The organism is Streptomyces sp. NBC_01803 (assembly GCF_035917415.1).
GTDB lineage: Bacteria > Actinomycetota > Actinomycetes > Streptomycetales > Streptomycetaceae > Streptomyces.
In genome coordinates this window covers 3,202,667-3,228,249 of record NZ_CP109073.1, presented here as the reverse complement: position 1 = coordinate 3,228,249, position 25,583 = coordinate 3,202,667, and the positions used below count along the sequence as shown (strand labels likewise).

Here is a 25,583-nt window from a genome sequence, read left to right as displayed (position 1 = left end):
CCGCACACCTACCAGACCGTGAATCAGGTATCCAGGGGTATGCGACTCACGACAGAGGACGCCCGGCGGCGACTCACCGAAGCCCATGTTCTTCGTCTGGCGACGGCCAGCTCGGACGGCGTTCCCCACCAAGTGCCGGCGACCTTCGCCGCAAAGGGCGAGACGCTGGTTATCGCCGTCGACCACAAGCCGAAGCAACACCAGAACCTCAAGCGCCTGCGGAACATCAGGGAGAATCCGCAGGTCTGCGTTCTGGTAGATGTCTACGACGACGACTGGAGTCAGCTCTGGTGGGTCCGCGGGGACGGCTCCGCCCGCATCCTCGTAGGCGAAGATCGCCGAGCACCGGTGGAATGGCTTAAGGAGAAGTACCCCCAGTATCGTGAGCAACCCCCGGCCGGTCCGGTCATCGAGATCACCGTGTCCCGGTGGACTGGATGGTCTTACTCCACTCCACCGCCGTGGGAATAGCGCGCTGGCGCAGTACGCTGACTTGTATAACCAAGTCTGGGGAGTGTTTCATGACCGATCGCGCCGCGAAGTTCCGGGTGATCGCCGAAGATCTTCGGAAGGAGATCCAGAACGGGGTCATCACCCCGGGAGAAAAGCTGCCGTCCGAGCATCAGCTTGCGGACCGGTTCGAGACCACTCGCGCCACCGTCCGGAAGGCCGTCGCTCTGCTTCGATCCGAAGGGCTGGTGGTCTCCCGCCAGGGAGCGGGGGTCATCGTCCGGCCGCGCCCCCAGGTGCGCATGCTGGGAGCAGGCGCCAACTACCGAGCACGCCGAGCCACCGGCGTGTCCAACTTCAACGCGGAAGCCGCAGCCCAGGGACAACGAGCTGTCCAGCACATCCGCGAGGTGACGGAGGAACCGGCCACACCGGAGATCGCGGACCTTCTCGAAGTCGAGGCGGGTACAGCGCTGGTCGTCCGGCGGCGGCTCTTCACCGTGGACGACGAGCCGATGCAGCTCGTCGACGGCTACTACCAACGGGAGCTGGTGGCCGGCACACCGATCGCCGCGCCCCGTCGCATCCGGGGCGGCGTCCACGCCGTGCTGGAAGACCCGTCCGGCTCGATCCGGCGGCGAGTCGCCCGCTTCGTCGAAGACCTCGACATCCGTATGCCGAGCCCCGAGGAACGCGACGCTCTTGCCGTACCCCCGGGTGTACCGATCGCGCGCGTCCTGCGCACCGCCTACGACACCGACGGTAAGCCGATCGAGGTACTCGACTCGCTGATTCCCTGCGATCGACACATCTTCCGGTACGTCATCGAGCTGCCGTCTGCTGACGGCCAATCATGATCTGACCTGCGCAAACGAGAAGAGGGCCACCCCCGGTCGGGGTGGCCCTCTTCTCGTTTCCCTCATCCACTCGATCGACCAACTTGCATAACCAAGTTGGCGTCGCTACCTTACTTGCATATCCAAGTTGCTCGGATCTCCGAGCGGCGGAGGGATCAACTGCCGTGCTCTGGCGGTCGGCTGGCGCTGACTCAGGAGAACCGGTCGGTACTTGAGAACTGAACAGTTGATGCAAGGACTGAAGCCGGGAGTTCCGCATGGGCCCGGCTGGCCCCCAGGTAGGTCCCTGGCTAGGCCGAACCGCCCACTGACGTGTGGCCTTTAGGTCCTTGCCCACGCCACCGAGCTGAGTACGTCGGTGGCGTGCAGGGGGCCGAACGGGACCCCGAGAACGGGCGTGGCCCGGGGCTGTCACCCCGGGCCACGCAGACACACAGGCACTCTGAAAGGGATCACCTGTGATGACCACAATCATCGCACTGCCTGATGCCCACTCACATCTTCGAGCAGGGCTGATTGACAACGTGGAGCACGACGGGGCCCTTGGCTTGGCCTTCCCCGCCTGGCTCCTGTGGGGCGAGGGGACGCGGCCGCCGCTTCCGGTTCGTCCGCCGAACCCGCCGCGGCATGACCGCCCGGTGTCCGAGCCGCCGCCGGTCCGTCCGCACCCGCACGTCGTGCCGGAGGGCGTGGAGCTCCCCCGCTCCGAATGGACGTCGTGCAACGCCTGCAACGGCGGGGGCGGTGGCGAGAGCGGCGGCGCGTGCAACCACTGCGGCTCTCCGCTGGCCTGACGGCTGCCTGATCCGTCCGTCCCGACCACGCCACGGGACGGGCGGTGAGGGGAGCTGGACCAGAGCGGTCCGGCGGGATTCAGGGAGGACCTGTGGTCTCTGCGCGTCGTCGTCACCTCGCTATGGCCGCCGCTGTTGCCGTGAGTGCCGCATTCGCGGTGTGGACCGGCTGGAGTCTGCACGCCTACAACGTGCCGGTCAGTCTGATGCTCACTGCCGCCTTGGGCGTGTTCAACGCCGTTTTCGGTCCTGCGGCCGACCTGGCCGCCAAGGCCGGGACGGTCACCCACCGGTGCCGGGAGAGCGGCTGCACCTTCCGAGTACAGCTGACCGGCCCCGACTCGGGTGAGTCCCGGCGGTGGCAGGAGATCGCCGCTCAGCACCCGCACCACCTCTGACAACGATCACCGTCCCCGGGGCGGCGGCTCCACGCCAAATGCAGCCCGCCGCCCCGGGTCTTCCCCTGCCCATTCACGACGGAATCTGGAGAACGACTTTGAGGACGTTCATCGGCGCCCATGAGGCGCTGGACGATGACGACTTCATTGAGCTCGCGTTGGGGACTCCCCTGGCGCTGTGGCTCGGTGAGGAGAACGAGTCCGAGGAGGAGCGCGCGGCGCGTATGGACGCGGCGCGCGACATCCTTGCCGACGACCCCGGCCTGTTCAACCGCGTGTCGCAGCTGGCCGTGCGGGCGATCGGGGCGCAGGCCCCGAACCTGCTCGCTGTCCTGCCCCTGCGTCCGGCGGCACGGCGTACGCGGAAGGCGGTGGCCGCGTGAGCGCCGCCCCGACCCGTGACGTGGATGCGGCGCTGTCCGAAGCACTTGCGGAGGTTCAGAGCCAGATCGCGCGGACGGACACCAAGGCGTCGGTGCTGCTGGCTGCCATCGGCGCCACGCTTGCTGTGGTCGGGACCGTGGGCAGCGCCGTGACACTGCCGGTGGCCGGGGCGATCGCCGCCGGTTCCGGGGCCGCGCTGCTGGTCGCCGCAGCGGCCGTGCTGCTGGCCGTCATCCGGCCGCAGTTGAGGACCAACGCCCCCGGAACGCTGCCGCACTGGGCCTTGCTGACCCCCGAGGAGTTCCGCACCGAGGTGGCTTGCGACCGCCGCGCGGAGGCGGTCCCCGCCTTGGCTCGCATCGCGGTGAACAAGTACCAGCGGCTTCAGCGCGCGGTCGACCTGACCCGCGCCGCCGGCATCCTGCTCGCCCTCGCGGCCCTGATCGCGGTCGGGGGTGCGCTGTGAACGGGCCGACGCTGTCCGCGCAGGGACCTGCGGTGGCCACGGTCGCGGCACTGGTGGCGGCGTTCCCGCACCTGCCGGTCGTGGACGTGCACCTGTCCACCATCACGCCCCGTCAGGTGGACCTGTCGGTCTACGAGGACATGGCGGCGTTCGAGCAGTGGCGGGCCGCGCTCGGTCTGGACCCGGCGGCTGTCGTGCTGGGCACCGGCACCACGACAGCCTGGCTCCGCGTCTGCGGCGAGTGGAGCGGCGTGCCGGTCGAGCTGACCGGCTACGGCGTCAGCCTGCCGGAAGGAGGCGCCTGATGAATGCCGGGACCAGGCATGACGTCCGTTCCGCAGAACGGGCGCTGAACGTGGGCACGTGGCTGATCGTGTGCGGGGCGATGCTCTACAGCGTCCTCACGGTCACGCCGCTGATGCTGGAACACACCCCCTCAGGGTGGGAGTTGACGGCGCCGATCCTGCCGATCGTGGTGGACGCGGCGGTTGTCATCGTGGTGCGTCTGGACGCGGTACTTGCCCGCCTCGGCGGCAGGGGAGGCGCGTGGCCAATCCTGCTGCGGTGGATGACGGGTCTGATGACTCTCGGGCTGAACACGGCCGATTCGGCGCTCAAGGGCGATCCGGTCGGGGTGGCGGTGCATGCGGTGGCGCCGCTGCTGCTGATCGTCACCGCAGAAACCAGCCTCGCCTATCGCCGGGCCATCGCCAAGGCACTGGCTCGCATCGACGCCGAGCAGCGCGAGGAGAAGGAGCGTGAACGCCGCGAACGGGCGGCCCGTGAACAGGCCGCACAGCGAGAGCGCGAGCGTGAACAGGCCGCAGTTGAGCGCCGTGAACGCGAAGCTCGTGAACACGCACGGGAGGAGCGGGAGCACGCCGCCCGTATCGAGGGTGAACGCGCGGACCGTGAGGAGAGGCAGCGCCGTGAGGAGCGCGAACACCAGGCCCGGATGGAACATCAGCGCCTTGAACACGCCGCCAGCCTGCGGAAAGAGGAAGCCGACCGTAAGCGGGAAGAGGCCGCACGGCTGGAAGCCGAGCGCGCCACTCAGCGCGTAAACGCCGCTGCTGAACACCGCGAACTTCCCATCGGCGCCACTCAGGGCCGGGTTGTTCATGAACAGCCTCCCGCCTTCCGGCGGGAGGCTGAGCCCGCCCGCCGTGAACGCCAGGAAGCCGCGACCGTAGCCGATGAACACCCCGCAACGCCGGGGCGTGAACGGCCCAAGATGTCCGAGCCCAAGGCCCGGGAAGCCGTCCGCCTCGGCGCTGTTCACGGCACGAGCGTGCGGGCCTTGGCCGACCTCACCGGCTGGTCCGTCGGCTGGGTCTCCGCCCGCCTGAACGAAACCCGCAGCACCGCCACTCAGCCCGCTGAGGAAGTGGCTGCATGACCACCGCCTACACCGAGGTGTTCGACCCCGAAGGCGTCCGGCACGGCATCCCCACCTTTCCGTGGAAGTGGGCGCCGGAAGGGCTCGCCACACGCAGGCAGCTGCGCGCACAGGGTCTTCGGCCCGGTGGTCAGGAACCGGTGGCGCAGGTGATGCGCCTGCGCCACCGGGGCCGTGAGCCGCTGGTCGCGTATCTCTACCGCGTCGATCTGGCGTTGCCGGTTCGGCCGATGACGGCCGCCAAGCAGGCCGCGTTGGACGCGGCGATGACCGCGCGTCGCACCTGCCCCGGCTGCCGGGCGGAAGCCGACTACTGCATCCCCCGATCCATCGGCCTGTGCATCCCCTGCGCCTACCCCGACCACGATTCGACGGCCATAGCGGCCTGAACACGAGCAAGGGAGAACCGTCCATGGCAACACCTCTTCGTCCCCGCCGTCCCGCGCCCGCGGCCGATGCGGCAGCGCCTGAGAAGCCGCCGCGGGTGCGGCGGTCCTCACCGAAGGAGCGGGACCGCAAGCGGCGCGAGAAGGTCAGCAAGACCGTCTACCGCACCAAGGAGAAGAACCGCGAGTACCACGTTCACATCGCGAAGAACGTGGGAGGCGCCGCTGGCGCGGGAACTCCGGCCGGCGCCCCGGGGAACGCGGAGAAGGGCACGCCCGGGGCGGGTTTCATGTCGAACGAGGACATCCGGGCGTTCAGCGAGCACCTCAGGAAGCAGGCGCGGAACCGCGCGGTCGAGCGGGCCATGGATGCCGAGCAGCTTCAGGCGGTGCTGAGGCATATCCCCAGCTCGGACGGCTCCATGGCCGGGGCCCGGATGCGGGCCCGCCGCGTTGCCCGGCACGTGAAGGCCATCGCGTCGGCGGAGAAGCTGATCGCGAAGCAGAGCGCCGCCCTGTACGCGGCGTTTGAGCGGGAGTTCGAGTCCGATCTGCGGAAGGTCGGCAAGGCCCGCCCCACCCAAACGCCCCGCGCCCCGTTCGAGTGGCACTGACACCCAACCGGCCAGCACCGACACACCCTCTTCTCGTATTGGAGTGACACCGTGGCTGACAGCCCCAAGGGCGACCTGTGGAAGGCCGCCAAACATCCCCGCACGCGGCCGTGGCTGGCGGTCGCGGCCGAACTCCCCGCGTCGTTCGCCGCGCACGCGGCGTGGGGTGACTCGCCGCCCGCCGCCATGGGCCTGACCCTGGCAGCGGGCGTGCTGACCGCGGCGACCTGGTGGGCCGGGGCGGGCACGAACGCGGCCCGCCGCCTGCACGCCACCGTCTCGACCGGGGTGGCCACCTCCTACCTGGTGGTGACCACCGTCACCGACCCACTCGACCCGACGCTACTGTCCACGCTGGTGATCGGCGGCGCGGTCGCGGCCGGGTCGTGGAACGTGCGGCAGGCCCTGCGCGTCAACCCCGACGCCAAGACGGGCGAGAAGGGTTCCTCCGAGACCGGCGTCCTGGTCAAGGCGATCGGCAACGCCCGCGCTTCGCTGCGGAAGGCGCCGCAGGTGGAGCCGAACAAGGTCACCGCCGAGCTCCAGCTCACCGGCGGCGACGTCACCACCGACGAACTCGGCAATCGCATCAAACACATCGCCGGAGAACTGGGCGTCTCACCGACCAGCATCCGGGTCATCCCCGACCCGGACCGGGCCGACCGTGCCGAGCTGGTGATCGTGCCGACCGACATGCTCAAGCAGCCGACCGACTGGCCCGGCCCGTCCGCGCTCGGAGGCTCCATTACCGAACCGGTCGTCGTCGGGGTCTACGAGGACGGCGCCGACGCGGTCCTGTGGTTCCCCGCCGACCCGGACAGCGGACGCAACGCCACCCACTTCCTGACCGCCGGGATGAACGGCTCGGGCAAGTCGGCCGGAGTGTCCGTCGCCATGGCGGAGGCGCTGACCAGGCGGGATGTCATCGTGTGGGCGGTGGACCCCTCCAAGGGCATGCAGACCTTCGCCCCGTTCCTGCCCCACCTGGACTGGGCAGAGATGACGCTCTCCGGCGGTGAGGCGATGATCGACGCCCTGACCCGCGTCATCACCGCCCGCGCCAACGCCCTGGGCAAGGCCGGGTTCAAGAACTGGACCCCCGAAGCGTTCCGGCAGTTGGCCATGCCCTACATGATCGTGTGGATCGAGGAAGCCGCGAAGTTCTTCCGCGAGGGCACCGAGATGGAAGGGCTGGTGATGGAAGCCCGCTCCGCCGGGATCTCCGTCATCATCAGTCTCCAGCGGCCCAGCTCGACCAGCATGCCCACCGACGTGCGCGAACAGCTCGGTGGCGCGTTCATCTTCGGCGTCAAGGGCTCCACCACCGCCGACATGGCCCTGCCGGACGACGTCCGCGACGCAGGCGCACGTCCCGAGGCATGGGAGAACCGCCGCCCCGGCTACGCCTACCTCATCGCCCCCGGCGTCGACGAGGAGCGCTACCCGACCCCGCTGCGCACCCACCGCATCGAGGACGACGACATCACCGGCGCTCTGGCCATCGCCCCACGCCCGCCGGCCGACCCGGTCACCGCCGCAGCCGCCGGTGAGGCGTACGCCAACCGCACCCGCTACCAGCCCGATACACCGCTGACCAGCTTCAAGGAGAACCCTGTGCGAGAGGAGGACGACGAGGAAGCCGAGCGTGACGCCCTCCTCGACCGACAGGTCGAGCGGGCCGTCATGGAAGCCGCAGGCATCACCGACGCTCCCGCCCCGGACCCCGGCATCACCGGAGAGCGCGAGATCCCGCCCGTCCCCGCCGACCAGGTGTGGACCTTCGGCCAGCCGCCCGGCGGTCAGGAAACGCGGGAGCTGACCGCCGAAGAGGCGTTCGCCGAACTCCTCGCGCTCCTGGATGAGTTCCGGCGGCAGGGACGGACCATCGTCGGGCCGAAGGACTTCCAGCCCTACTGGGGCCGGGGCAACCGCCTCGACCGCTCCCGGGCCTGGATCAGCCCGCGGCTCGGTGAACTGGCCGACGAAGGCGCGCACCTCGCTGAGACCGACGAACCCGGCGTCTACCGGCTCCTCGACCCCGAGCCCGCCGCCGCCTGACACCGAGGCTGACCTGCACTGACACCGCCTGACAGCCGATTGGGCCGTCAGGCGGTGTCAGCCGACGCTGTCAGCGCCGCTGACACCGCCTCTGGCCTTAGTCAACGCGTGCGCGCGCACGCGAGCCGACACCCCACTGACACCGCCCCCTGACACGCCACGCCTGTCAGAGGAGAAAAAGCCTATGAAAAGCCGCATGACGACCGCGCGGGTCTTCGCCGCCGCCTTACGCAACTGGACCCGCATCGGCGGGCAGACCGACGCGGCGACCGCTGTCCGCGTCGACGTACGCCAGCCCGCCGACTGGTCCCACATCGCCACCATCAACATCGACCGCCAACAGGCCAACCGCGTCCTCGGGCTCCTCCGGCACGACGTCGCCGACCAGATCCCCGGCCCCCGCGCCCCCGAGCAGGCCGCGCTCCTCATCGACGCCCGCCTGACCGAGCTGCGCGCCGCCGGTCACCGCACCATCCGGCCCACCGACCTCCTCGACCTCGCCCATACCACCGGCCAGACCAAGGAATGGCTCGCCGCCCACCTCAGTCACCTCGCCGATACGGGCCGTCTGCGCGAAACCCGCTGGCGAACCGGCATCTACCGCATCACCACCCCACCCGCGCCCTGGGCCATCCGCCCCGGCATGCCAACCGCCCGATGAAGGAGGGCCGATGAACGACCACCTCCCCCAGCACCGCACCATCCAGAGCCCGTACGGCTGGCCCGCCCAACCGGCAGAAATCACCCCCTACCAGCCGATGCCCCTGGAGATCCCGGTCGGCGAGCGGCGGATCGTCGGCTACACCCGGTACGGCGACTGCCTGATGCCGGTCTACGAGGCCCGCACCGAATCCGCCCTGCTCCCCGCCCCCCGAGACCTGACCCCCCAACCGCTGATCGATCCCCGAGCGCAGGTCCTCGCCGGAGGGGGCGTGTGCGCCGCCGGCATCGGCTACGGCGCCGGACAGATCCTCAACGCCTTCGCCGGAATCGGCTCCGGCGCCCTCATGGCCCTCGCCCTCATCCTGCTCGCCGCCAAAATGCCCGCACGCCACACCGGGGGCGACACCTACCACGTGACCAACCACAACAGGTGGTTCGGCAAGTCCACCACCAACCTCTGAGGCTGAAGAGGAGCCATGGACAACGACCAGTGCAACGCCGAGTTCATCGACGGCTCGTACACGTACTGCGGCTGCGAGGACTGCGGCCAGCGCGAGTACGAAGACCGCGAGGGCGACATCGAGATGGGCTACGACCCGGAGTCCGGGGAGTGGTGACCGCCCCGAACCGCACATAGCTACACCCGGGGCGGTGGCTCCACGCCAATGCAGCCCACCGCCCCGGGCCCTGCCCATGCCCTACGAGAGAACCGGACACCACCACTATGGCCCATGACAACCGCGCGGCGCTGCTCGCCGCCGCCATGGCCTCCGCAGAACGCGGCTGGCCCGTCTTCCCCCTGCGACCCGGCGACAAGCGGCCCGCCGGACACGCCGAAGCCGACTGCCCCGGAACGGGCCGTTGTTCGGCCGGTCACCTGAAGTGGGAGCAGCGCGCCACCACCGACCCCGACCTGATCCGCGCCGCCTGGACGGCCCGGCCGTACAACATCGGCATCGCGACCGGCCCGGCCGGACTGCTCGTCATCGACCTCGACAAGCCCAAGAACCAGAACGACATGCCTGACGGCATGACGACCTTCAAGGCGCTCTGCGAGCGCGCCGGACAGGCCATCCCCACCACCCACCGCATCCGGACCGCGAGCGGCGGGCAGCACCTGTACTTCGCCAACCCGGTGGGAGTGCATCTGCGGAGCACCGCCGGGAAGCTCGGCAGGCTCATCGACACCCGGGCGCACGGTGGGTACGTCGTATCCGCTGGCAGCATGGCCCAGGGCGGCGCCTACGAGGTGATCGACCCCGCTCCGGTCGTCCCGTTGCCGCACTGGCTCATCGACGCTCTCATGCCCCGGTGCAAGAAGGCACGGCCCGTTCCGGCAGCGCTGACGACTGGGGCGAACCGGTACGCCACCGCCGCGCTCCGCAACGAGAAAGCGAACGTCGCCACGGCGCCGGAAGGCACCCGAAACGCCACGCTCCTGCGGGCAGCGCGAGCACTCGGGCGGCTGGTCGCCACGGGCGACCTCAACCGTAGCGTGGTTGAGGATGCTCTTAGTGGGGCGGCGCTGGCGGGCGGCAGCGAGTCGCCGCGCTACTACGCCGACGTCATCACCAGGGCGCTGAACTGGTCCATCGCCAACAACCCGAGCAAGGGGCATACGGCATGAGCGCCCTCACCCCGCCCCCCACTAAGAGCAAAACCCCCACCGAAGACGGCGCCGCGCTGCTCAGCGAAGTCGAGCAGTTCCACCGCCGGTTCAACGCCTTCCCCAGCGAAGCGGCCTACGTGGCGGTGGTGCTGTGGGACGCGCACGCGCACCTGATCGACGCCTTCGACTCCACACCGCGCATTGCCTTCCTGTCCCCCGAGCCGGGCTCGGGTAAATCCCGCGCCCTGGAGATCATGGAAACCCTGGTGCCGAACAGGATGGCCGCCGTGGACGCGTCGCCTTCGGCGCTGTTCCGCGCTGTCTCCGGAGTGGACGGGCAACGTCCCACGATCCTCTTCGACGAGATCGACACCGTATTCGGACCCAAAGCGGGGGAGAACGAGCAGCTTCGCGGCTTCCTGAACGCCGGACACAGGCGGGGGAGGCTCATGTACCGGTGCGTGGGCGATGGAGCCAACCAGACCGTGCAGGGCTTCCCCTCGTACTGTGCCGTGGCCATGGCCGGACTCGGCTCCCTCCCGGACACCATCCTGACCCGCTCGGTCATCATCCGGATGCGTCGCCGGGCCCCCAACGAGCACGTTCAGCCCTACCGCGAGCTGATCAACGAGAAGGAAGGCCATGCCCTGCGCGACCGGCTGGCCTCATGGGCCGACACCGTGCGCGAGAGCATCACCGGTACCTGGCCCGTCATGCCGGAAGGCATCACTGACCGGCCCGCCGACGTGTGGGAACCCCTCCTCGCCGTCGCCGACGCCGCCGGCGGGGACTGGCCCGAGCGGGCCCGCGCCGCGTGCGTCGAACTCGTCACCGCTGCCAAGGAGGACGACAAAGCCTCCCTGGGCATCCGCCTGCTCACGGACCTGCGCGACCAGGTGTTCTGCGGAGCCGACCGGATGCCCACCGCCGTCATCCTCGAATGTCTCAACGCCCTGGACGACTCCCCGTGGGGCGATATCGCGGGCAGGCCCCTCACCTCCCGTGGCCTCTCCCGAATGCTCAGCGAATACGTCACCGCCGACAACCACCCCATCAAACCCCGCAGCATCCGCACCACGACCGGCGTACCGAAGGGCTACTACGCGGAAGACCTCGCCGACGCCTGGACCCGCTACTGCTCCCCACCCCCTCAGAAGTCCGCTACATCCGCTACATCCGCTACACCGCAGGTCACAGCCACCGCAGATGTAGCGGAAGAGCTTCCCGGCATCCGCTACATCACCGCCGAAGCCGCTACGGCAGACGCCGCCGCCCGCACCGCGTAGCGGCATCTATCCGCTACATCCCGCGTATCCGCTACACGAATCAGGCCCCTGACCTGCCGTGTAGCGGATGTAGCGGATGTAGCGGATCCCAGAGACAGGGCCGATTCCCGGAGGGATCAAGCATGCAGCCCACCCCGAACCCGATCGAAGTCCTGACCGTGCCCGAGGCGATGGCGGCTCTCCGCATCAAGCGGAACAAGATCTACGACCTCATGCGGACTGGTCAGCTCGTGAGCTTCACCATCGGCCGCGCCCGCCGTATCCCTGCCGACGCCGTGCGCACGTACATCGCCAAGCAGATCGAGGAGGGCCACTGATGGCCACGCGCCGCCCCAACGGTGGAGGCACCATCACCAAGCGGAAGGACGGCCGCTATCAGGGTGCCGTGTACGTCACCGACTCGGACGGAATCCGCGTCCGCAAGTTCACGTACGGCCGGACGTACGACGAGGTTGCCGAGAAGAACGCGAAGCTTCAGGAGCAGGAGCGGAACGGCGTTCCCGTGCCCTCCCGGTCATGGACGGTAGGCGAATTCCTTCTCTACTGGCTGGAGCACATCGTCAAGCCGAACCGGGAGTTCAACACCTACGCGAAATACGAGGGGAAGGTCAGGCTCTATCTGATTCCGCACCTCGGTAAGAAGTCGCTGCCGCGGCTCACGCCCGCGCAGGTCCGCTTGGCACTGGCCACGATGAAGAAGGATGGCGTGCCCGACCCGACCCGGGCCGAGTGCTTGCGGGTCCTGCGGAACGCGCTCAATCGCGCACGTCGCGAGGAGCTGCTGACGCGGAACGTTGCCGAGCTGGTCGACATGCCGTCGGTCACCAAACGGGAACGCAAGCCGTGGACGGCGAAGGAGGCGATCACCTTCCTCGCTTCCGCCCGTCGGCATCGCCTCTATGCGGCCCTGGTGCTGCTGCTCACGCTCGGTCTGCGACGCGGTGAGCTGCTGGGGCTCCGCTGGGAGGACGTCGACTTCGACAACGAGCAGTTCACGCCGGTCATGCAGGTGCAGAGGCAGCGCGGAAAGCTCGTGCTGAAGAAGCTCAAGACTGACTCGTCAGTCGCCGCGCTTCCCCTGCCGAAGTTCTGCGCCGACGCGCTCAGGGAGCGCAAGCGCATCCAGGACACGGAGAAGGCGGCAGCCGGGCCGCGCTGGCATCAGGAACCGGGGGAAGACCTGATCTTCTCCGAGCGCCACGGCGGCATGATCGAGCCGCGCGGGTTCTCGCGGACGTTCGAGACGCTGGTATCCGGGGCCGACGTCCGGCCGGTCACGGTCCGCCTCGGTCGGCACACCTGTGGAACGCTGCTCGCCTTCCTCAAGGTGCATCCCAAGGCGGCTCAGGCGATCCTTCGGCATAGCCAGATCAGCATGACGATGGACATCTATACACACGTTGTGGACGACGACCAGCGCGCCGCCGCCGCGCTGCTGGCCGATCTCCTGGAAGGGGTGGAAAAGACCGGCTGATGTCAGCCGTAGATGTCAAACGCCCCTGGTCAGAGCCGACCAGGGGCGTTTTGGCTGGTGGGGCTAACAGGACTTGAACCTGTGGCCTCATCCTTATCAGGGATGCGCTCTAACCATCTGAGCTATAGCCCCGCGTGCACGGAAAGGCTAGCGCATCAGCACCCCGCCACCAAAATCGGTAAGCGGGGCACCGAACGAGCCCTACTCGTCCTCCGCCAGCGTCACCTCGACGCCCCCGACGAAGCCGGCCGACAGGTTGTACATGAAGGCCCCGAGGGTCGCCAGGGCCGTGGCCAGCACGACGTCGATGATCGCGATGACCGTGGTGAACATCAGCACCCTGGGCAGCGACAGGAACCCCTCCAGGTCGAAGCCGCTGTCCGTGTCCGTCTCCGTGGCCTCGGTGATGGTCTCGCCGATGGTCGCGAAGACGCCCATCGAGTCCATCACCATCCACAGGACGGCGACGGCGATGATCGTGCAGATCCCCAGGGCGATCGACAGCAGGAAGCTGACTTTCATCACCGACCACGGGTCGGCCTTGGCCACCCGCAGCCGCGCCTTGCGGGTGCGCGGCACCGTGCGGGCACCGGTGCGCGGGCGGCGGACCGCCTGCTGCTGCCGCTGCTCGCCCGTCCTGGATTGCTGGGCCTGCTGCTGTCCCACCGAGGGAGCCACGCCCGGCGGGGCCGGGTACGCCTGCGGGGGGTGGTAGTGCTTGGCGTCCCGCGAGGAGGGGCCCTGCCCCTGCGCGTAGGAGTCCGCGGATCGTGCACTGCTCATCGTGGCCCCCCCACGAGTCGTCGCTGCTGGGGACGGGCCCCGGGGGCGAACGCCCCCGGGACGGCCGGGACCGGCGCCAGGGGCTGCCCGTCGTTCCCCGTGTCGCCCGGAGGGGCGCCCCTGGTTCCGCTCACGCCTTACTCCTCATCGACCGGGGCCGCCAGGGCCCCTTCCGCGGCCCCGGCCTCGCCGTCGGGAGCCTCGCCTTCTTCGGCGACTTCCTCGGCCTCGCGGCCGGCCTCGGCGTTGCGGGCGATGCCGACCACGGCGTCCCGCTTCCCCAAGTTGATCAACTGGACACCCATGGTGTCACGGCCCGTCTCCCTGACTTCGTTGACCCGTGTACGGATCACCCCGCCGCCGAGCGTGATGGCGAGGATCTCATCAGTGTCCTCGACCACCAGCGCGCCCACCAGAGAGCCCCGGTCCTCCACGATCTTGGCCGCCTTGATGCCCAGGCCGCCGCGTCCCTGGATCCGGTACTCGTCGACCGGCGTCCGCTTGGCGTAGCCGCCATCGGTGGCGGTAAACACGAAGGTACCGGCTCGGACGACGTTCATCGACAGGAGCTCGTCGCCCTCGCGGAAACTCATGCCCTTCACGCCCGACGTGGCCCGGCCCATGGGCCGCAGCGCGTCGTCGGTCGCCGTGAACCGGATCGACTGCGCCTTCTTGCTGATCAGCAGCAGGTCGTCGTCGGGAGAGACCAGCTCGGCGCCGATCAGCTCGTCGTCGCGGCCGTCCTCCATCTCTCGCAGGTTGATCGCGATCACGCCGCCCGAGCGGGGTGAGTCGTAGTCCTTCAGCGCGGTCTTCTTCACCAGACCCGACTTCGTGGCCAGCACCAGGTACGGCACCGCGTCGTAGTCCCGGATGGCGAGGATCTCCGCGATCCGCTCGTCCGGCTGGAACGCGAGCAGGTTCGCCACGTGCTGGCCGCGCGCGTCCCGGCCGGCGTCCGGCAGCTCGTACGCCTTGGCCCGGTAGACCCGGCCCTTGTTGGTGAAGAACAGCAGCCAGTGGTGCGTGGTGGAGACGAAGAAGTGGTCGACGATGTCGTCCTCGCGCAGCTTCGTGCCGCGCACGCCCTTGCCACCGCGCTTCTGGGCGCGGTAGTCGTCGGCCTTGGTGCGCTTGACGTAGCCGCCACGGGTGATCGTGACGACGATGTCCTCCTCGGCGATCAGGTCCTCGATGGACATGTCGCCCTCGAAGGGGATCAGCGTCGTGCGCCGGTCCTCGCCGAACTTCTCGACGATCGCGGTCAGCTCTTCGCCGATGATGCCGCGCTGGCGCACCGGGGAGGCCAGGATCCCGGTGTACTCGTCGATCTTCTGCTGCAGCTCGTCGTGCTCCGCGACGATCTTCTGCCGCTCCAGCGCGGCCAGGCGACGCAGCTGCATCTCCAGGATCGCGTTGGCCTGGATCTCGTCGATCGTCAGCAGGTCCATCAGACCGCCGCGCGCCACGTCGACCGTCGCGCTGCGCCGGATCAGCGCGATGACCTCGTCGATCGCGTCCAGCGCCTTGAGCAGACCGCGCAGGATGTGCGCGCGCTCCTCGGCCTTCCGCAGCCGGTAGCGGGTGCGGCGGACGACGACGTCGATCTGGTGCGCCACCCAGTTCCGGATGAAGGCGTCCAGCGACAGGGTGCGCGGCACGCCGTCGACCAGGGCCAGCATGTTCGCGCCGAAGTTGGTCTGGAGGTCGGTGTGCTTGTACAGGTTGTTCAGCACGACCTTGGCGACCGCGTCCCGCTTCAGCACGATGACCAGGCGCTGGCCGGTGCGCGAGGACGTCTCGTCGCGGACGTCCGCGATGCCGCTGACCCGGCCGTCCTTGACCAGCTCGGCGATCTTCTGCGCGAGGTTGTCCGGGTTGACCTGGTACGGCAGCTCCGTGACCACCAGGCACTGGCGGCCCTGGATCTCCTCGACCTCCACCACCGCGCGCATCGTGACCGAGCCGCGGCCGGTGCGGTACGCCTCCTCGATGCCGCGGCGGCCCACGAGCAGCGCGCCGGTCGGGAAGTCCGGGCCCTTGATCCGCTCGATCAGCGCGTCCAGCAGCTCCTCGGCGCTCGCCTCCGGGTGCTCCAGGAACCACAGGGCGCCGGCCGCGACCTCCCGCAGGTTGTGCGGCGGGATGTTGGTGGCCATGCCGACCGCGATGCCGGCCGAGCCGTTGATCAGCAGGTTCGGGAAGCGGGCCGGCAGGACCGTCGGCTCCTGGTTGCGGCCGTCGTAGTTGTCCTGAAAATCGACGGTCTCCTCGTCGATGTCCCGGAGCATCTCCATGGCCAGCGGCGCCATCCGGCACTCGGTGTACCGCATGGCGGCGGCCGGGTCGTTGCCGGGCGAGCCGAAGTTCCCGTTGGAGTCGACCAGCGGCATGCGCATCGTCCACGGCTGCGCCAGCCGGACCAGGGCGTCGTAGATCGAGGTGTCGCCGTGCGGGTGGTACGTCCCCATCACGTCGCCGACGACGCGGGCGCACTTGTAGTACCCGCGCTCCGGACGGTACCCGCCGTCGTACATCGCGTACAGCACGCGCCGGTGCACGGGCTTGAGCCCGTCCCGCACGTCCGGCAGCGCGCGCGAGACGATGACGCTCATCGCGTAATCGAGGTAGGAGCGCTGCATCTCCGTCTCAAGCGTCACCGGCTCGATGCGCAGAGCGCCCGAGGAGTTCAGCTCGGGCTCCCCGCCGCCGGGCGGAGTGGTGGAGTTGTCGTCGGCCATGAGTCGCGTCCGATTCCTTTCGAGCCGCTGTGGGGGTGACCGGAGTCAGGTGTCGGAACGGTGCTAGATGTCCAGGAACCGGACGTCTTTGGCGTTCCGCTGGATGAACGACCGCCTGGCCTCGACGTCCTCGCCCATGAGGATCGAGAACAGGTCGTCCGCGGCGGCGGCGTCGTCCAGCGTGACCTGGCGCAGCACGCGGTGCGCCTGGTCCATGGTGGTCACCCGGAGCTCTTCGGCGTTCATCTCGCCCAGGCCCTTGAAGCGCTGGATCGAGTCCTCCCTGATCCGCTTGCCGCGCTCGCGGCCGAGCCGGATCAGGCTGTCGCGCTCTCGGTCCGAGTAGGCGTACTCGAACTCCTCGCGGCCCCACTTGATCTTGTACAGCGGGGGTTGGGAGAGGAAGACGTGCCCGGCCTCGACCAGCGGGCGCATGAAGCGGAAGAGCAGGGTCAGCAGCAGCGTGTTGATGTGCTGGCCGTCGACGTCGGCGTCGGCCATGAGGATGATCTTGTGGTAGCGGAGCCGGGAGATGTCGAAGTCCTCGTGGATGCCCGTGCCGAAGGCCGAGATCAGGGCCTGGACCTCGGTGTTCTGGAGGACCTTGTCGATCCGGGCCTTCTCGACGTTGAGGATCTTGCCGCGGATGGGCAGGATCGCCTGGTACTGCGGGTCGCGGCCGGACTTGGCGGAGCCGCCGGCCGAGTCGCCCTCGACGATGAAGATCTCGCTCTTCGTCGCGTCGTTGGACTGGCAGTCGCTGAGCTTGCCCGGCAGGGACGCCGTCTCCAGCAGGCCCTTGCGGCGGGTCAGGTCGCGCACCTTGCGGGCGGCGACGCGGGCGGTGGCCGCCTGGATGCTCTTGCGGATGATGTCGGCGGCCTCGGTCGGGTTCCGGTCGAGCCAGTCCGCGAAATGCTCGTTGACGATCTTCTGGACGAACGCCTTCGCCTCGGTGTTGCCCAGCTTGGTCTTGGTCTGGCCCTCGAACTGCGGCTCGCCCAGCTTCACCGAGATGATCGCCGTCAGACCCTCGCGGATGTCCTCACCCGTGAAGTTGTCGTCCTTCTCGCGCAGCAGCTTCTTCTCGCGAGCGTACTTGTTGGCGAGGAACGTCAGCGCGGTGCGGAAGCCCTCCTCGTGGGTGCCGCCCTCATGTGTGTGGATCGTGTTCGCGAAGCTGTAGATGCCCTCGCTGTACTGGCTGTTCCACTGCATCGCGATCTCGACGGAGATCTTGCGCTCGGTGTCCTCGCCCTCGATCTCGATCACCGAGGCGTGCACCGGCTCGCCCTTGCGGGAGTTGAGGTGGCGCACGAAGTCCGAGATGCCGCCCTCGTAGTGATACGACACCGAACGCGGCTTGTCGTCCTCGTCCGCCGCCACGGTGTCCGCGCCCGACGTCTGCTTCGCCGCCGCCCGCTCGTCCGTCAGCGAGATGGTCAGCCCCTTGTTCAGGAACGCCATCTCCTGGAAACGCCGCGACAGCGTCTCGAACGAGTAGTCCGTCGTCTCGAAGATCTCGCCGTCCGCCCAGAACGTGACCGTCGTGCCGGTCTCGTCGGTCTCCTCGTTCCGCGCCAGCGGAGCCGTCGGCACCCCCAGCTTGTAGTCCTGGGTCCACCGGTGCCCGTCGCGGCGGACCTCGACGGCCACCCGCGCCGACAGCGCGTTCACCACCGAGACGCCCACGCCGTGCAGACCGCCGGAGACCGTGTACCCGCCGCCGCCGAACTTGCCGCCCGCGTGCAGCACCGTCAGCACGACCTCGACCGCCGGCTTGCCCTCCGACGGGACCATGTCGACCGGGATGCCGCGGCCGTTGTCCACCACCCGGACACCGCCGTCCGCGAGCAGCGTCACATCGATGGCGTCGGCGTGACCCGCCAGCGCCTCGTCCACCGAGTTGTCCACCACCTCGTAGACGAGGTGGTGGAGGCCGCGCTCACCGGTCGACCCGATGTACATGCCGGGCCGCTTGCGGACCGCGTCGAGACCCTCCAGCACCGTGATCGCGCTGGCGTCGTACGACGGGGCACCGGTCGCGGGTGCGGCGGGGCTGGGAGTGTTCTTGTTGGCATCGCCGGAATCGGCCACGAAGCGCCCTTTCTGGCACAGCACGAGCCAACTCCGGCAAACGGGAGCGGCTGTGGCGTTCGACAGTGTCCGCAACGGGGCGGGTCACTCCAGTCTACCGGTAACGCACAGCACAACGGCGGTTTGCCGGGGTCTGGCTCCGCATGTGCCGCCCTTAACTGGCATCCAGTGACTCCCTATATACGGACTGGGCTTCTGATCCGCTCACAGGGGCGCTCAGCGCTTCCGCCTGTCAACCTCTGCGAAAGTGACCGGCATCACTTCCACCTCGTCCGCCACGCCCGCACTAGCCATACGTATCCCCAGGCCCCCGGCTCCCCGGCGCCCGCAGCCGCCCCGCGCCGCGCACCGGCGATGCCGGGCCCGCCACCTTGATCAACCGCACCGTGTCCCGGCCCAGATCCGCGTTCAACCGCCGCAGCAACTGCGGGGTCAACAGCCTCAGCTGCGTCGCCCACGCCGTGGAGTCACAGCGCACGGTCAGCACCCGCGCCTCCTCGTCGTACCCCTCCGGCGCGCAGTGCTGCGCCACCTCCGGGCCGACCAGCTCCGGCCAGCGGCCCAGCACACCCCCGACCGCCAGCGGCATCTCCCAGCCACGCTCCACCGACAGCCGCTCCACCGCCGCCCCCAGCGGCAGCGGATCACGCCCGCCCGCCCGGGCCCCCGACCGCAGCCCGCCACCCCGCCGCGCCTGCCGCCGCTGCTGCGCCATGGCCCCCCGCGCCCGCGCCTGTTCCTTGGCCGCCCGCAGCGCGACCCGCGCCAGATCCACCCCCGACAGCTCGGGCTCGCCCTTTCCCTCCCCAGGTCCCTCGCCAGGGCCCTCCACCGGGCCCCCCGCCGGGCCCGCCGCCGCACTCACGTCCGTTCGACCCTCCCCCCCGACACCGAGAACCGCGCCCCGGTCAGCACCTGCGGCACGTCCTCCGGCACCGCCGCCGTCACGAGCACCTGCTCGCCGCCCGCCACCGACTCCGCCAGCCGCTCCCGCCGCCGCGCGTCCAGCTCCGCGAACACGTCATCCAGCACCAGCACCGGCTCCGGGCCCTCCTCCTTCAGCAGGTCGTAGGAGGCCAGCCGCAGCGCGAGCGCCAGCGACCACGACTCTCCGTGGCTCGCATAGCCCTTCGCGGGCAGCTGGCCCAGCCGCAGCACCAGATCGTCCCGGTGCGGACCCACCAGCGTCACCCCGCGCTCGATCTCCCGCGCCCGCACCGCGGTCAGGGTCGCCCGCAGCAGCTCGTACAGCTCCTCGCGCGACACCGCGTCGGACGCGGCACCTCCGGAGGCCGACTCGGCGTCCGCGCCCTCCCCGGCCGCCTCCGCCGCCGAGCCCCGGTACTCCAGGCCCACCGGCCCGCCGCCCGGCGCCACCCGCTCGTACGCCTTGTCCACCAGCGGACGCAGCGCCGCGACCAGCGCCAGCCGCTGCGCCAGCAACTCCGCGCCCGAGCGCGCCAGATGCTGGTCCCACACGTCCAGCGTCGCCAGATCCATCCCCCGGCCGCCGTGCCGCCGGGCCATCGCCGCCGACTTCAACAGCGAGTTGCGCTGCTTCAGCACCCGCTCGTAGTCCGCTCGCACCCCCGCCAGCCGCGGCATCCGCGCCGTGGCCAGCTCGTCGAGGAACCGCCGCCGCTCGCCCGGATCGCCCTTCACCAGCTCCAGATCCTCCGGCGCGAACAGCACCGTCCGCACCACGCCCAGCAGATCGCGGGGCCGCACCCGCGTCGACCGGTTCAGCCGGGCGCGGTTGGCCCGGCCCGGATTCAGCTCGATCTCCACCAGCTGACGGCGCTCGCCCTCCACCACCGCCGCCCGGATCACCGCGCGGTCGGCGCCCATCCGCACCAGCGGCGTGTCCGAGGAGACCCGGTGGCTGCCCAGCGTCGCCAGATAGCCGACCGCCTCCACCAGATTGGTCTTGCCGTGCCCGTTCGGCCCGATGAACGACGAGACGCCCGGACCGAGCTCCACCTCGGCCCGGGCATACGAACGGAAGTCGGCGAGCGACAGATGCGTGACGTGCACCGAAAGCCAACCTCCCCCGTCCCGGCCGCTACTTGGAGCTTTCGACCGCGTGTCCGCCGAACTGGTTCCGCAGGGCGGCGACCATCTTCATCTGCGGCGAGTCCTCCTGCCGGGAGGCGAACCGCGCGAACAGCGACGCCGTGATCGCGGGCAGCGGCACCGCGTTGTCGATCGCCGCCTCCACCGTCCAGCGCCCCTCGCCGGAGTCCGCCGCGTAACCCCGCAGCCGGTCCAGGTGCTCGTCCTCGTCCAGTGCCCGGACCGCCAGGTCCAGCAGCCAGGACCGGATGACCGTGCCCTCCTGCCAGGAGCGGAACACCTCCCGGACGTCGGTGACCACGTCGGCCGACTCCAGCAGCTCCCACCCCTCGGCGAAAGCCTGCATCATCGCGTACTCGATGCCGTTGTGGACCATCTTCGCGAAGTGGCCGGCCCCGACCTTGCCCGCGTGCACCGCGCCCGCCTCGCCCGGCGGCTTCAGCGCGTCGAAGACCGGCCGCACCCGCGCCACGTGCTCCGCCTCGCCGCCGTACATCAGCGCGTAGCCGTTCTCCAGACCCCACACGCCGCCGGAGACCCCGCAGTCCACGAACCCGATGCCCACCGCCGCCAGCTCCTCGGCGTGCTTGGCGTCGTCCGTCCAGCGCGAGTTCCCCCCGTCGACGACGACGTCACCGGGCGACAGCAGGCCCTTCAGATCGTCGATCACCGACTGCGTGGCCGCGCCGGCCGGCACCATCAGCCAGACGACGCGGGGCGCGGCGAGCGCGTCCACCATGTCCTTGAGGCTGTGGACGTCCGCGCTTGCCGTGTCCGGCGCGTACCCCACAACGGTGTGGCCGGCCTGGCGGATGCGCTCCCGCATGTTCCCGCCCATCTTGCCGAGGCCGACGAGACCGAGCTCCATCAGGGACTCCTTCGTTGCGATATGACCTGAGGCCGAGCCTACGCCCGCACCGCCATACCCACCCGCGGAGCCCGGTGAGGTCGTCAGCCGGACAGCCGGACGGGCATCATCAGATACTTGTACGCCTCGTCCGCCTCGGCGTCGATCGCCGGCCGGCCGCTCAGCAGCGCCGGCTTCGTGGCGGTGGTGAACGACAGCTGCGCCACCGGGGAGTCGATCGCGCTCAGGCCCTCCAGGAGGAACGCCGGGTTGAAGGCGATCGAGATGTCCTCGCCCTCCAGCCGCGCGTCCACCCTTTCCACAGCCTGTGCGTCGTCGCTCGACCCGGCCTCCAGCGTCAGCACGCCCTGCTCGAAGCTCAGCCGGACCGGGGTGTTCCGCTCGGCGACCAGCGCCACACGCTTGACCGCCTCGACGAACGGCCCGGTCTCCAGCACCGCGACCGAGGCGAACTCGGTCGGGAACAGCGTCCGGTACTTCGGCAGATCGCCCTCAAGCAGCCGCGTCGTCGTGCGCCGCCCGGCGCCCTCGAAACCGATCAGGCCCTCACCCGCGCCCGCGCCCGAAAGCGCCAGCGACACCGTGTCGCCGCCACTGAGCGACTTCGCGGTGTCCAGCAACGTCTTGGCCGGGACCAGCGCCACCGCCGAGACATCGGCCGCCTCGGGCTTCCACAGGAACTCCCGCACCGCGAACCGGTACCGGTCCGTGGAGGCCAGGGTCACCAGGTCGCCCTCGATCTCGATCCGCACACCGGTGAGCACCGGGAGCGTGTCGTCGCGGCCCGCGGCGATGGCCACCTGGGAGACGGCGGCGGCGAACACCTCGGCCGAGACCGTGCCCGTCGCGGTCGGCATCTGCGGCAGCGCGGGGTATTCCTCTACCGGCAGGGTGTGGAGAGTGAACCGCGAGGAGCCGCAGACCACGCTCACCCGCACGCCGTCGGAGGAGATCTCCACCGGCCGGTTCGGCAGGGCGCGGCAGATGTCGGCCAGCAGCCGGCCCGACACCAGGACCGTGCCGCCCTCCTCGATGTCCACCTCGACGGAGACCCGCGCCGAGACCTCGTAGTCGAAGCCGGAGAGGCTCAGCGAGCCTTCCTCCGCCTTCAGCAGCAGGCCCGCGAGAACCGGCACCGGGGGTCGGGCCGGCAGGCTGCGGGCGGCCCATGCCACCGCCTCCGCGAGCACATCGCGTTCCACCCGGATCTTCACTGTCAGCCGCCTCCCGCTGTCGCTGGCCGCTCGCCCTGCTGGCGTCTTACGGGGCACCAGTCTGACGCACGGCACTGACAGTAGGGGCTTCCGTGAGTCAAATCGACTTCTGGTGGGTAGACCGAGGCCGGACCCGGTTGTGCACAGCCCCCACTTCGAAACGATCTGGCGGCTTATCTCTGTAGTCGTAGTAGTAGGGCCTGTGGAAACGGTGGAAAACCTTGTTCTCCCAGGTCAGCCGCCGTTTTTTGTGCACAGGCCCTGTGGGTGCAGCGGTGGACGACGCAGGGGGTCCTGTGGATCCCGCTCCGTTGTGCACAGGCCGTCCCCAGGTGCCCCCGGGTTGTCAACAGCTTCGTCCCCAGATTCGGGCCGGTTCTCAACAGGCTTGTGCTCGCCCCGGTGTGACCTGTTTCACTCGACCCGGTGAGAGCGCGCGTCGCGTTGCCGAACAGTGGATAACTCTGTGGATTGGCTGTGTACAACCCCTTGTTGCCTGTGGGCGGGCGGTGGACAACGCCTCCGGGGCGCTGACCGCGAGCCCGCGTGTCCACAGTCTGTGGATCATCGTCGTCCACACTTCCACAGGCACTTGACCTGCGGCTCTCCCTTATCGCCGGGCTGCCTGTGGAGAAGATTCTGGATAACTTCCCGTTCCCACAGGGTGTGGACGACGGCGACCGGGCAAATCTGTGGAGAACGGGCCGTGTCCCGGCGGTAATCGAACAGCGCCCCCGGGATGTCCTCGGGGGCGCTGTGGACGCCTGTGTGCTTCAGGGGCCGTCGGCGGGCCGGTCAGCCGTTCTTGATGCGGTTGGTGAGCTCGGTGACCTGGTTGTAGATGGAGCGGCGCTCCGCCATCAGCGCGCGGATCTTCCGGTCGGCGTGCATGACGGTGGTGTGGTCGCGGCCTCCGAAGTGCTGGCCGATCTTGGGCAGCGAGAGGTCGGTGAGCTCCCGGCACAGATACATGGCGATCTGCCGGGCGGTGACCAGGATGCGGCTGCGCGAGGAGCCCGCGAGGTCCTCGACGGTGAGGCCGAAGTAGTCGGCGACGGCCGAGGTGATGGCGTCCGCGGTGATGTCGGGCGTGGCGTCCTCGCCGCCGGGGATCAGGTCCTTGAGCACGATCTCGGTCAGGCCGAGGTCGACCGGCTGCCGGTTGAGGCTGGCGAAGGCCGTGACCCGGATGAGGGCGCCCTCCAGCTCGCGGATGTTCCGCGAGATCCGGGACGCGATGAACTCCAGGACCTCGGGAGGCGCGTTGAGCTGCTCCTGGACCGCCTTCTTGCGGAGGATCGCGATGCGCGTCTCCAGCTCCGGCGGCTGGACGTCGGTGATGAGTCCCCACTCGAAACGGTTGCGCAGCCGGTCCTCCAGCGTGATGAGCTGCTTGGGCGGCCGGTCGGAGGAGAGCACGATCTGCTTGTTCGCGTTGTGCAGGGTGTTGAACGTATGGAAGAACTCCTCCTGGGTCGACTCCTTGCTCGCGAGGAACTGGATGTCGTCGACCAAGAGGATGTCCATGTCGCGGTACCGCTTGCGGAAGGCGTCGGCCTTGCCGTCGCGGATGGAGTTGATGAACTCGTTGGTGAACTCCTCGGAGCTCACGTACCGCACCCGGGTGCCGGGGTAGAGGCTGCGGGCGTAGTGGCCGATCGCGTGCAGCAGATGGGTCTTGCCGAGCCCGGACTCCCCGTAGATGAACAGCGGGTTGTACGCCTTGGCGGGGGCCTCCGCGACCGCGACCGCGGCGGCGTGCGCGAAGCGGTTGGACGCGCCGATGACGAAGGTGTCGAAGAGGTACTTCGGGTTCAGGCGCGCGGTCGGCTCGGGCGGGCCGGACGCCGAGGCGGGAGCGGGCGGGCCCGCCGGGGGCCTGCCCAGCTGCTGGTGCCCGGGCGGTCCCGGCGGGCCGCTGTCGGCGGGCCGGGCGGGCGGCGGCACGTACCGTTGCTCGCCGTACGGCTGCCCGTAGGCCTCCTGGCGGCCGTACGGGTACTCGGGGCGCTGCTGCTGCCACCCGCCGGCCCCCGGGGCCTGCGGGTGGTCGGGGTACGCCGGGCGCGCGGCGGGGAGCTCGCGTCCGTGGTAGCCGTCCCCGCCGTAGGGGTCGGGCTCGGGGAGCTGCTGCTGTCGGTGCTGGTGCTGGTGCGGGAGCTGCGGCTGAGGGTCGGGCGGCGGCGCGGTGACGGTGATCGCCAGCCGGATGGGCTGGCCGCACTCACGGCTGAGCGTGTCGCTGATCAGCGGGGCGAGCCGGCCCTCCAGCACGCTCTTCGCGTATTCGTTCGAGACGCCGAGCAGCGCCGTTCCGGAGACGAGCGCCAGTGGCTGGCAGTCCTCCAGCCAGCGGTGATCCTTGCCTTCGAGCCGCTGGCCGTCCGCGAGCATGGAGCTCAGAGCGCGTGGCCAGACCGCGGCGAGGTCTGTAGGGAGGTCGGCCACGGAACACGCTCTCTCACTCGTCTGGGGGAACCTCCCGGGTAGGGGGGAGGGTGGTGCCGGCGTCGGCGACCGCCGGGTGTGTGGGGGCGGATGACTCGGGAAAGGATCCGGAGTTCAGCAACGGTAGTCAGCGCGACGTACGCACATCAAGTCATTGTCCACAGGGTGTGCACAAAGGGGCGTCTCGTGAGTTTGACCCATGGGAGGGCTCGCGCGTACCGTGGCGAGGTCGAGTCTTCGACGGCTGCTGCCGCCTGCCTTCGGGCGCTGCGGGCTCCTCGTGGGCGCACGGTGGCAGCCGTCGGCGGTCCACACCTTGTCCGGGCACCTTGGGTGACGGGCACCGAAGATCTCTGGAGCCTCCGAGATGAGCAAGCGCACTTTCCAGCCGAACAACCGGCGCCGGGCCAAGACCCATGGCTTCCGGCTGCGGATGCGGACGCGGGCCGGCCGCGCCATCATCGCCACCCGTCGTAGCAAGGGCCGCGCCCGCCTGTCGGCCTGAGTCGCGGCTGACCAGG

27 protein-coding genes and 1 tRNA gene are annotated in these 25,583 nt (G+C 69.6%); 19 read left to right on the top strand and 9 right to left on the bottom strand.

All coding sequences use genetic code 11. From position 1 onward, the window contains the following. The first annotated feature begins 39 nt into the window (after positions 1–39). The 18 genes from OIE51_RS14505 to OIE51_RS14420 all read left to right on the top strand — a co-directional run bounded on the left by OIE51_RS14505 (position 40) and on the right by OIE51_RS14420 (position 12,838). Entirely contained in the window at positions 40–471 is a 432-nt protein-coding gene (locus OIE51_RS14505; protein ID WP_326598088.1) for a TIGR03668 family PPOX class F420-dependent oxidoreductase, read from the top strand. Between the two features lie 50 nt (positions 472–521). Then, the gene (locus OIE51_RS14500) at positions 522–1,307 is read left to right on the top strand and encodes a GntR family transcriptional regulator (protein ID WP_326598087.1); all 786 of its coding nucleotides are present in this window, start codon (positions 522–524) and stop codon (positions 1,305–1,307) included. A 638-nt stretch (positions 1,308–1,945) separates the two neighbouring features. Continuing rightward, positions 1,946–2,101 carry a hypothetical protein gene (locus OIE51_RS14495; RefSeq protein WP_326598086.1) on the top strand — a complete coding sequence of 52 codons (156 nt, stop codon included), beginning with the start codon at positions 1,946–1,948 and terminating at the stop codon, positions 2,099–2,101. Between the two features lie 140 nt (positions 2,102–2,241). Next, complete coding sequence (locus OIE51_RS14490; protein ID WP_326598085.1) at positions 2,242–2,499, top strand: hypothetical protein; 258 nt, start codon at positions 2,242–2,244, stop codon at positions 2,497–2,499. 98 nt (positions 2,500–2,597) lie between these two features. Beyond that, positions 2,598–2,882 carry a hypothetical protein gene (locus OIE51_RS14485; protein ID WP_326598084.1) on the top strand — a complete coding sequence of 95 codons (285 nt, stop codon included), beginning with the start codon at positions 2,598–2,600 and terminating at the stop codon, positions 2,880–2,882. Further along, on the top strand, positions 2,879–3,349 hold the full coding sequence (locus OIE51_RS14480; RefSeq protein WP_326598083.1) for a Pycsar system effector family protein: 471 nt from the start codon (positions 2,879–2,881) through the stop codon (positions 3,347–3,349). The genes OIE51_RS14485 and OIE51_RS14480 overlap by 4 nt, the downstream gene beginning before the upstream one ends. Beyond that, a complete protein-coding gene (locus OIE51_RS14475; protein ID WP_326598082.1) occupies positions 3,346–3,654 on the top strand; it encodes a hypothetical protein in 309 nt (102 codons plus the stop codon). The genes OIE51_RS14480 and OIE51_RS14475 overlap by 4 nt, the downstream gene beginning before the upstream one ends. Next, a complete protein-coding gene (locus OIE51_RS14470; protein WP_326598081.1) occupies positions 3,654–4,748 on the top strand; it encodes a hypothetical protein in 1,095 nt (364 codons plus the stop codon). Before OIE51_RS14475 ends, OIE51_RS14470 begins: the two co-directional genes overlap by 1 nt. Beyond that, a complete protein-coding gene (locus tag OIE51_RS14465) occupies positions 4,745–5,137 on the top strand; it encodes an RRQRL motif-containing zinc-binding protein (protein ID WP_326598080.1) in 393 nt (130 codons plus the stop codon). The genes OIE51_RS14470 and OIE51_RS14465 overlap by 4 nt, the downstream gene beginning before the upstream one ends. Before the next feature lie 23 nt (positions 5,138–5,160). Next, positions 5,161–5,748 (top strand): plasmid transfer protein TraA, encoded by a 588-nt coding sequence (traA, locus tag OIE51_RS14460; RefSeq protein ID WP_326598079.1) that lies wholly within the window; start codon positions 5,161–5,163, stop codon positions 5,746–5,748. A gap of 51 nt (positions 5,749–5,799) precedes the next feature. Beyond that, a complete protein-coding gene (gene traB / locus OIE51_RS14455) occupies positions 5,800–7,806 on the top strand; it encodes a plasmid transfer protein TraB (RefSeq protein ID WP_326598078.1) in 2,007 nt (668 codons plus the stop codon). 196 nt (positions 7,807–8,002) lie between these two features. Further along, complete coding sequence (locus OIE51_RS14450; protein WP_326598077.1) at positions 8,003–8,467, top strand: hypothetical protein; 465 nt, start codon at positions 8,003–8,005, stop codon at positions 8,465–8,467. Between the two features lie 10 nt (positions 8,468–8,477). Beyond that, a complete protein-coding gene (locus OIE51_RS14445; RefSeq protein ID WP_326598076.1) occupies positions 8,478–8,930 on the top strand; it encodes a hypothetical protein in 453 nt (150 codons plus the stop codon). A gap of 15 nt (positions 8,931–8,945) precedes the next feature. Beyond that, on the top strand, positions 8,946–9,086 hold the full coding sequence (locus OIE51_RS14440; RefSeq protein WP_326598075.1) for a hypothetical protein: 141 nt from the start codon (positions 8,946–8,948) through the stop codon (positions 9,084–9,086). A gap of 107 nt (positions 9,087–9,193) precedes the next feature. Continuing rightward, positions 9,194–10,096, top strand: coding sequence for a bifunctional DNA primase/polymerase (locus OIE51_RS14435; RefSeq protein ID WP_326598074.1), 903 nt, complete (start codon positions 9,194–9,196; stop codon positions 10,094–10,096). After that, positions 10,093–11,364, top strand: a complete 1,272-nt coding sequence (locus OIE51_RS14430) for a DUF3631 domain-containing protein (protein ID WP_326598073.1) — start codon at positions 10,093–10,095, stop codon at positions 11,362–11,364. The genes OIE51_RS14435 and OIE51_RS14430 overlap by 4 nt, the downstream gene beginning before the upstream one ends. A 122-nt stretch (positions 11,365–11,486) precedes the next feature. Next, positions 11,487–11,681, top strand: coding sequence for a helix-turn-helix domain-containing protein (locus OIE51_RS14425; protein WP_326598072.1), 195 nt, complete (start codon positions 11,487–11,489; stop codon positions 11,679–11,681). Then, positions 11,681–12,838, top strand: a complete 1,158-nt coding sequence (locus OIE51_RS14420; RefSeq protein WP_326598071.1) for a tyrosine-type recombinase/integrase — start codon at positions 11,681–11,683, stop codon at positions 12,836–12,838. Before OIE51_RS14425 ends, OIE51_RS14420 begins: the two co-directional genes overlap by 1 nt. Positions 12,839–12,893: 55 nt before the next feature. Here the strand turns inward: OIE51_RS14420 and OIE51_RS14415 are convergent. From OIE51_RS14415 to dnaA, 9 genes are all read right to left on the bottom strand, one after another. Then, positions 12,894–12,970 (bottom strand) — tRNA-Ile (locus tag OIE51_RS14415). Between the two features lie 69 nt (positions 12,971–13,039). Then, on the bottom strand, positions 13,040–13,621 hold the full coding sequence (locus tag OIE51_RS14410; protein WP_326598070.1) for a DUF3566 domain-containing protein: 582 nt from the start codon (positions 13,619–13,621) through the stop codon (positions 13,040–13,042). Positions 13,622–13,758: 137 nt separating this feature from the next. Continuing rightward, a complete protein-coding gene (gene gyrA, locus OIE51_RS14405; protein WP_326598069.1) occupies positions 13,759–16,362 on the bottom strand; it encodes a DNA gyrase subunit A in 2,604 nt (867 codons plus the stop codon). A gap of 63 nt (positions 16,363–16,425) precedes the next feature. Next, the gene (gyrB, locus tag OIE51_RS14400) at positions 16,426–18,483 is read right to left on the bottom strand and encodes a DNA topoisomerase (ATP-hydrolyzing) subunit B (RefSeq protein ID WP_326598068.1); all 2,058 of its coding nucleotides are present in this window, start codon (positions 18,481–18,483) and stop codon (positions 16,426–16,428) included. 262 nt (positions 18,484–18,745) lie between these two features. Next, the gene (locus OIE51_RS14395; RefSeq protein WP_326600635.1) at positions 18,746–19,291 is read right to left on the bottom strand and encodes a DUF721 domain-containing protein; all 546 of its coding nucleotides are present in this window, start codon (positions 19,289–19,291) and stop codon (positions 18,746–18,748) included. A 29-nt stretch (positions 19,292–19,320) separates the two neighbouring features. Continuing rightward, complete coding sequence (gene recF / locus OIE51_RS14390; protein WP_326598067.1) at positions 19,321–20,493, bottom strand: DNA replication/repair protein RecF; 1,173 nt, start codon at positions 20,491–20,493, stop codon at positions 19,321–19,323. Between the two features lie 28 nt (positions 20,494–20,521). Beyond that, positions 20,522–21,400 (bottom strand): phosphogluconate dehydrogenase (NAD(+)-dependent, decarboxylating), encoded by an 879-nt coding sequence (gnd, locus tag OIE51_RS14385; RefSeq protein WP_326598066.1) that lies wholly within the window; start codon positions 21,398–21,400, stop codon positions 20,522–20,524. Positions 21,401–21,483: 83 nt separating this feature from the next. Then, positions 21,484–22,614, bottom strand: a complete 1,131-nt coding sequence (dnaN, locus tag OIE51_RS14380; RefSeq protein WP_326598064.1) for a DNA polymerase III subunit beta — start codon at positions 22,612–22,614, stop codon at positions 21,484–21,486. Positions 22,615–23,409: 795 nt separating this feature from the next. Further along, positions 23,410–25,062: a chromosomal replication initiator protein DnaA gene (dnaA, locus tag OIE51_RS14375; RefSeq protein WP_326598063.1), complete on the bottom strand. Its 1,653-nt coding sequence runs from the start codon at positions 25,060–25,062 to the stop codon at positions 23,410–23,412. A gap of 367 nt (positions 25,063–25,429) precedes the next feature. Here dnaA and rpmH point away from each other — a divergent pair, with 367 nt between their 5' ends. Then, positions 25,430–25,567, top strand: coding sequence for a 50S ribosomal protein L34 (gene rpmH, locus OIE51_RS14370; RefSeq protein WP_059010105.1), 138 nt, complete (start codon positions 25,430–25,432; stop codon positions 25,565–25,567). Positions 25,568–25,583 lie beyond the last annotated feature (16 nt).

What these genes read in the sequence shown, in the direction of transcription:
- OIE51_RS14505 (WP_326598088.1), top strand. Translation starts at nt 40, where the DNA reads ATGCGACTCACGACAGAGGACGCCCGGCGGCGACTCACCGAAGCCCAT.
- OIE51_RS14500 (WP_326598087.1), top strand. Translation starts at nt 522, where the DNA reads ATGACCGATCGCGCCGCGAAGTTCCGGGTGATCGCCGAAGATCTTCGG.
- OIE51_RS14470 (WP_326598081.1), top strand. Translation starts at nt 3,654, where the DNA reads ATGAATGCCGGGACCAGGCATGACGTCCGTTCCGCAGAACGGGCGCTG.
- OIE51_RS14465 (WP_326598080.1), top strand. Translation starts at nt 4,745, where the DNA reads ATGACCACCGCCTACACCGAGGTGTTCGACCCCGAAGGCGTCCGGCAC.
- traA (WP_326598079.1), top strand. Translation starts at nt 5,161, where the DNA reads ATGGCAACACCTCTTCGTCCCCGCCGTCCCGCGCCCGCGGCCGATGCG.
- OIE51_RS14450 (WP_326598077.1), top strand. Translation starts at nt 8,003, where the DNA reads ATGACGACCGCGCGGGTCTTCGCCGCCGCCTTACGCAACTGGACCCGC.
- OIE51_RS14445 (WP_326598076.1), top strand. Translation starts at nt 8,478, where the DNA reads ATGAACGACCACCTCCCCCAGCACCGCACCATCCAGAGCCCGTACGGC.
- OIE51_RS14440 (WP_326598075.1), top strand. Translation starts at nt 8,946, where the DNA reads ATGGACAACGACCAGTGCAACGCCGAGTTCATCGACGGCTCGTACACG.
- OIE51_RS14435 (WP_326598074.1), top strand. Translation starts at nt 9,194, where the DNA reads ATGGCCCATGACAACCGCGCGGCGCTGCTCGCCGCCGCCATGGCCTCC.
- OIE51_RS14430 (WP_326598073.1), top strand. Translation starts at nt 10,093, where the DNA reads ATGAGCGCCCTCACCCCGCCCCCCACTAAGAGCAAAACCCCCACCGAA.
- OIE51_RS14425 (WP_326598072.1), top strand. Translation starts at nt 11,487, where the DNA reads ATGCAGCCCACCCCGAACCCGATCGAAGTCCTGACCGTGCCCGAGGCG.
- OIE51_RS14420 (WP_326598071.1), top strand. Translation starts at nt 11,681, where the DNA reads ATGGCCACGCGCCGCCCCAACGGTGGAGGCACCATCACCAAGCGGAAG.
- OIE51_RS14410 (WP_326598070.1), bottom strand. Translation starts at nt 13,621, where the DNA reads ATGAGCAGTGCACGATCCGCGGACTCCTACGCGCAGGGGCAGGGCCCC.
- gyrA (WP_326598069.1), bottom strand. Translation starts at nt 16,362, where the DNA reads ATGGCCGACGACAACTCCACCACTCCGCCCGGCGGCGGGGAGCCCGAG.
- gnd (WP_326598066.1), bottom strand. Translation starts at nt 21,400, where the DNA reads ATGGAGCTCGGTCTCGTCGGCCTCGGCAAGATGGGCGGGAACATGCGG.
- rpmH (WP_059010105.1), top strand. Translation starts at nt 25,430, where the DNA reads ATGAGCAAGCGCACTTTCCAGCCGAACAACCGGCGCCGGGCCAAGACC.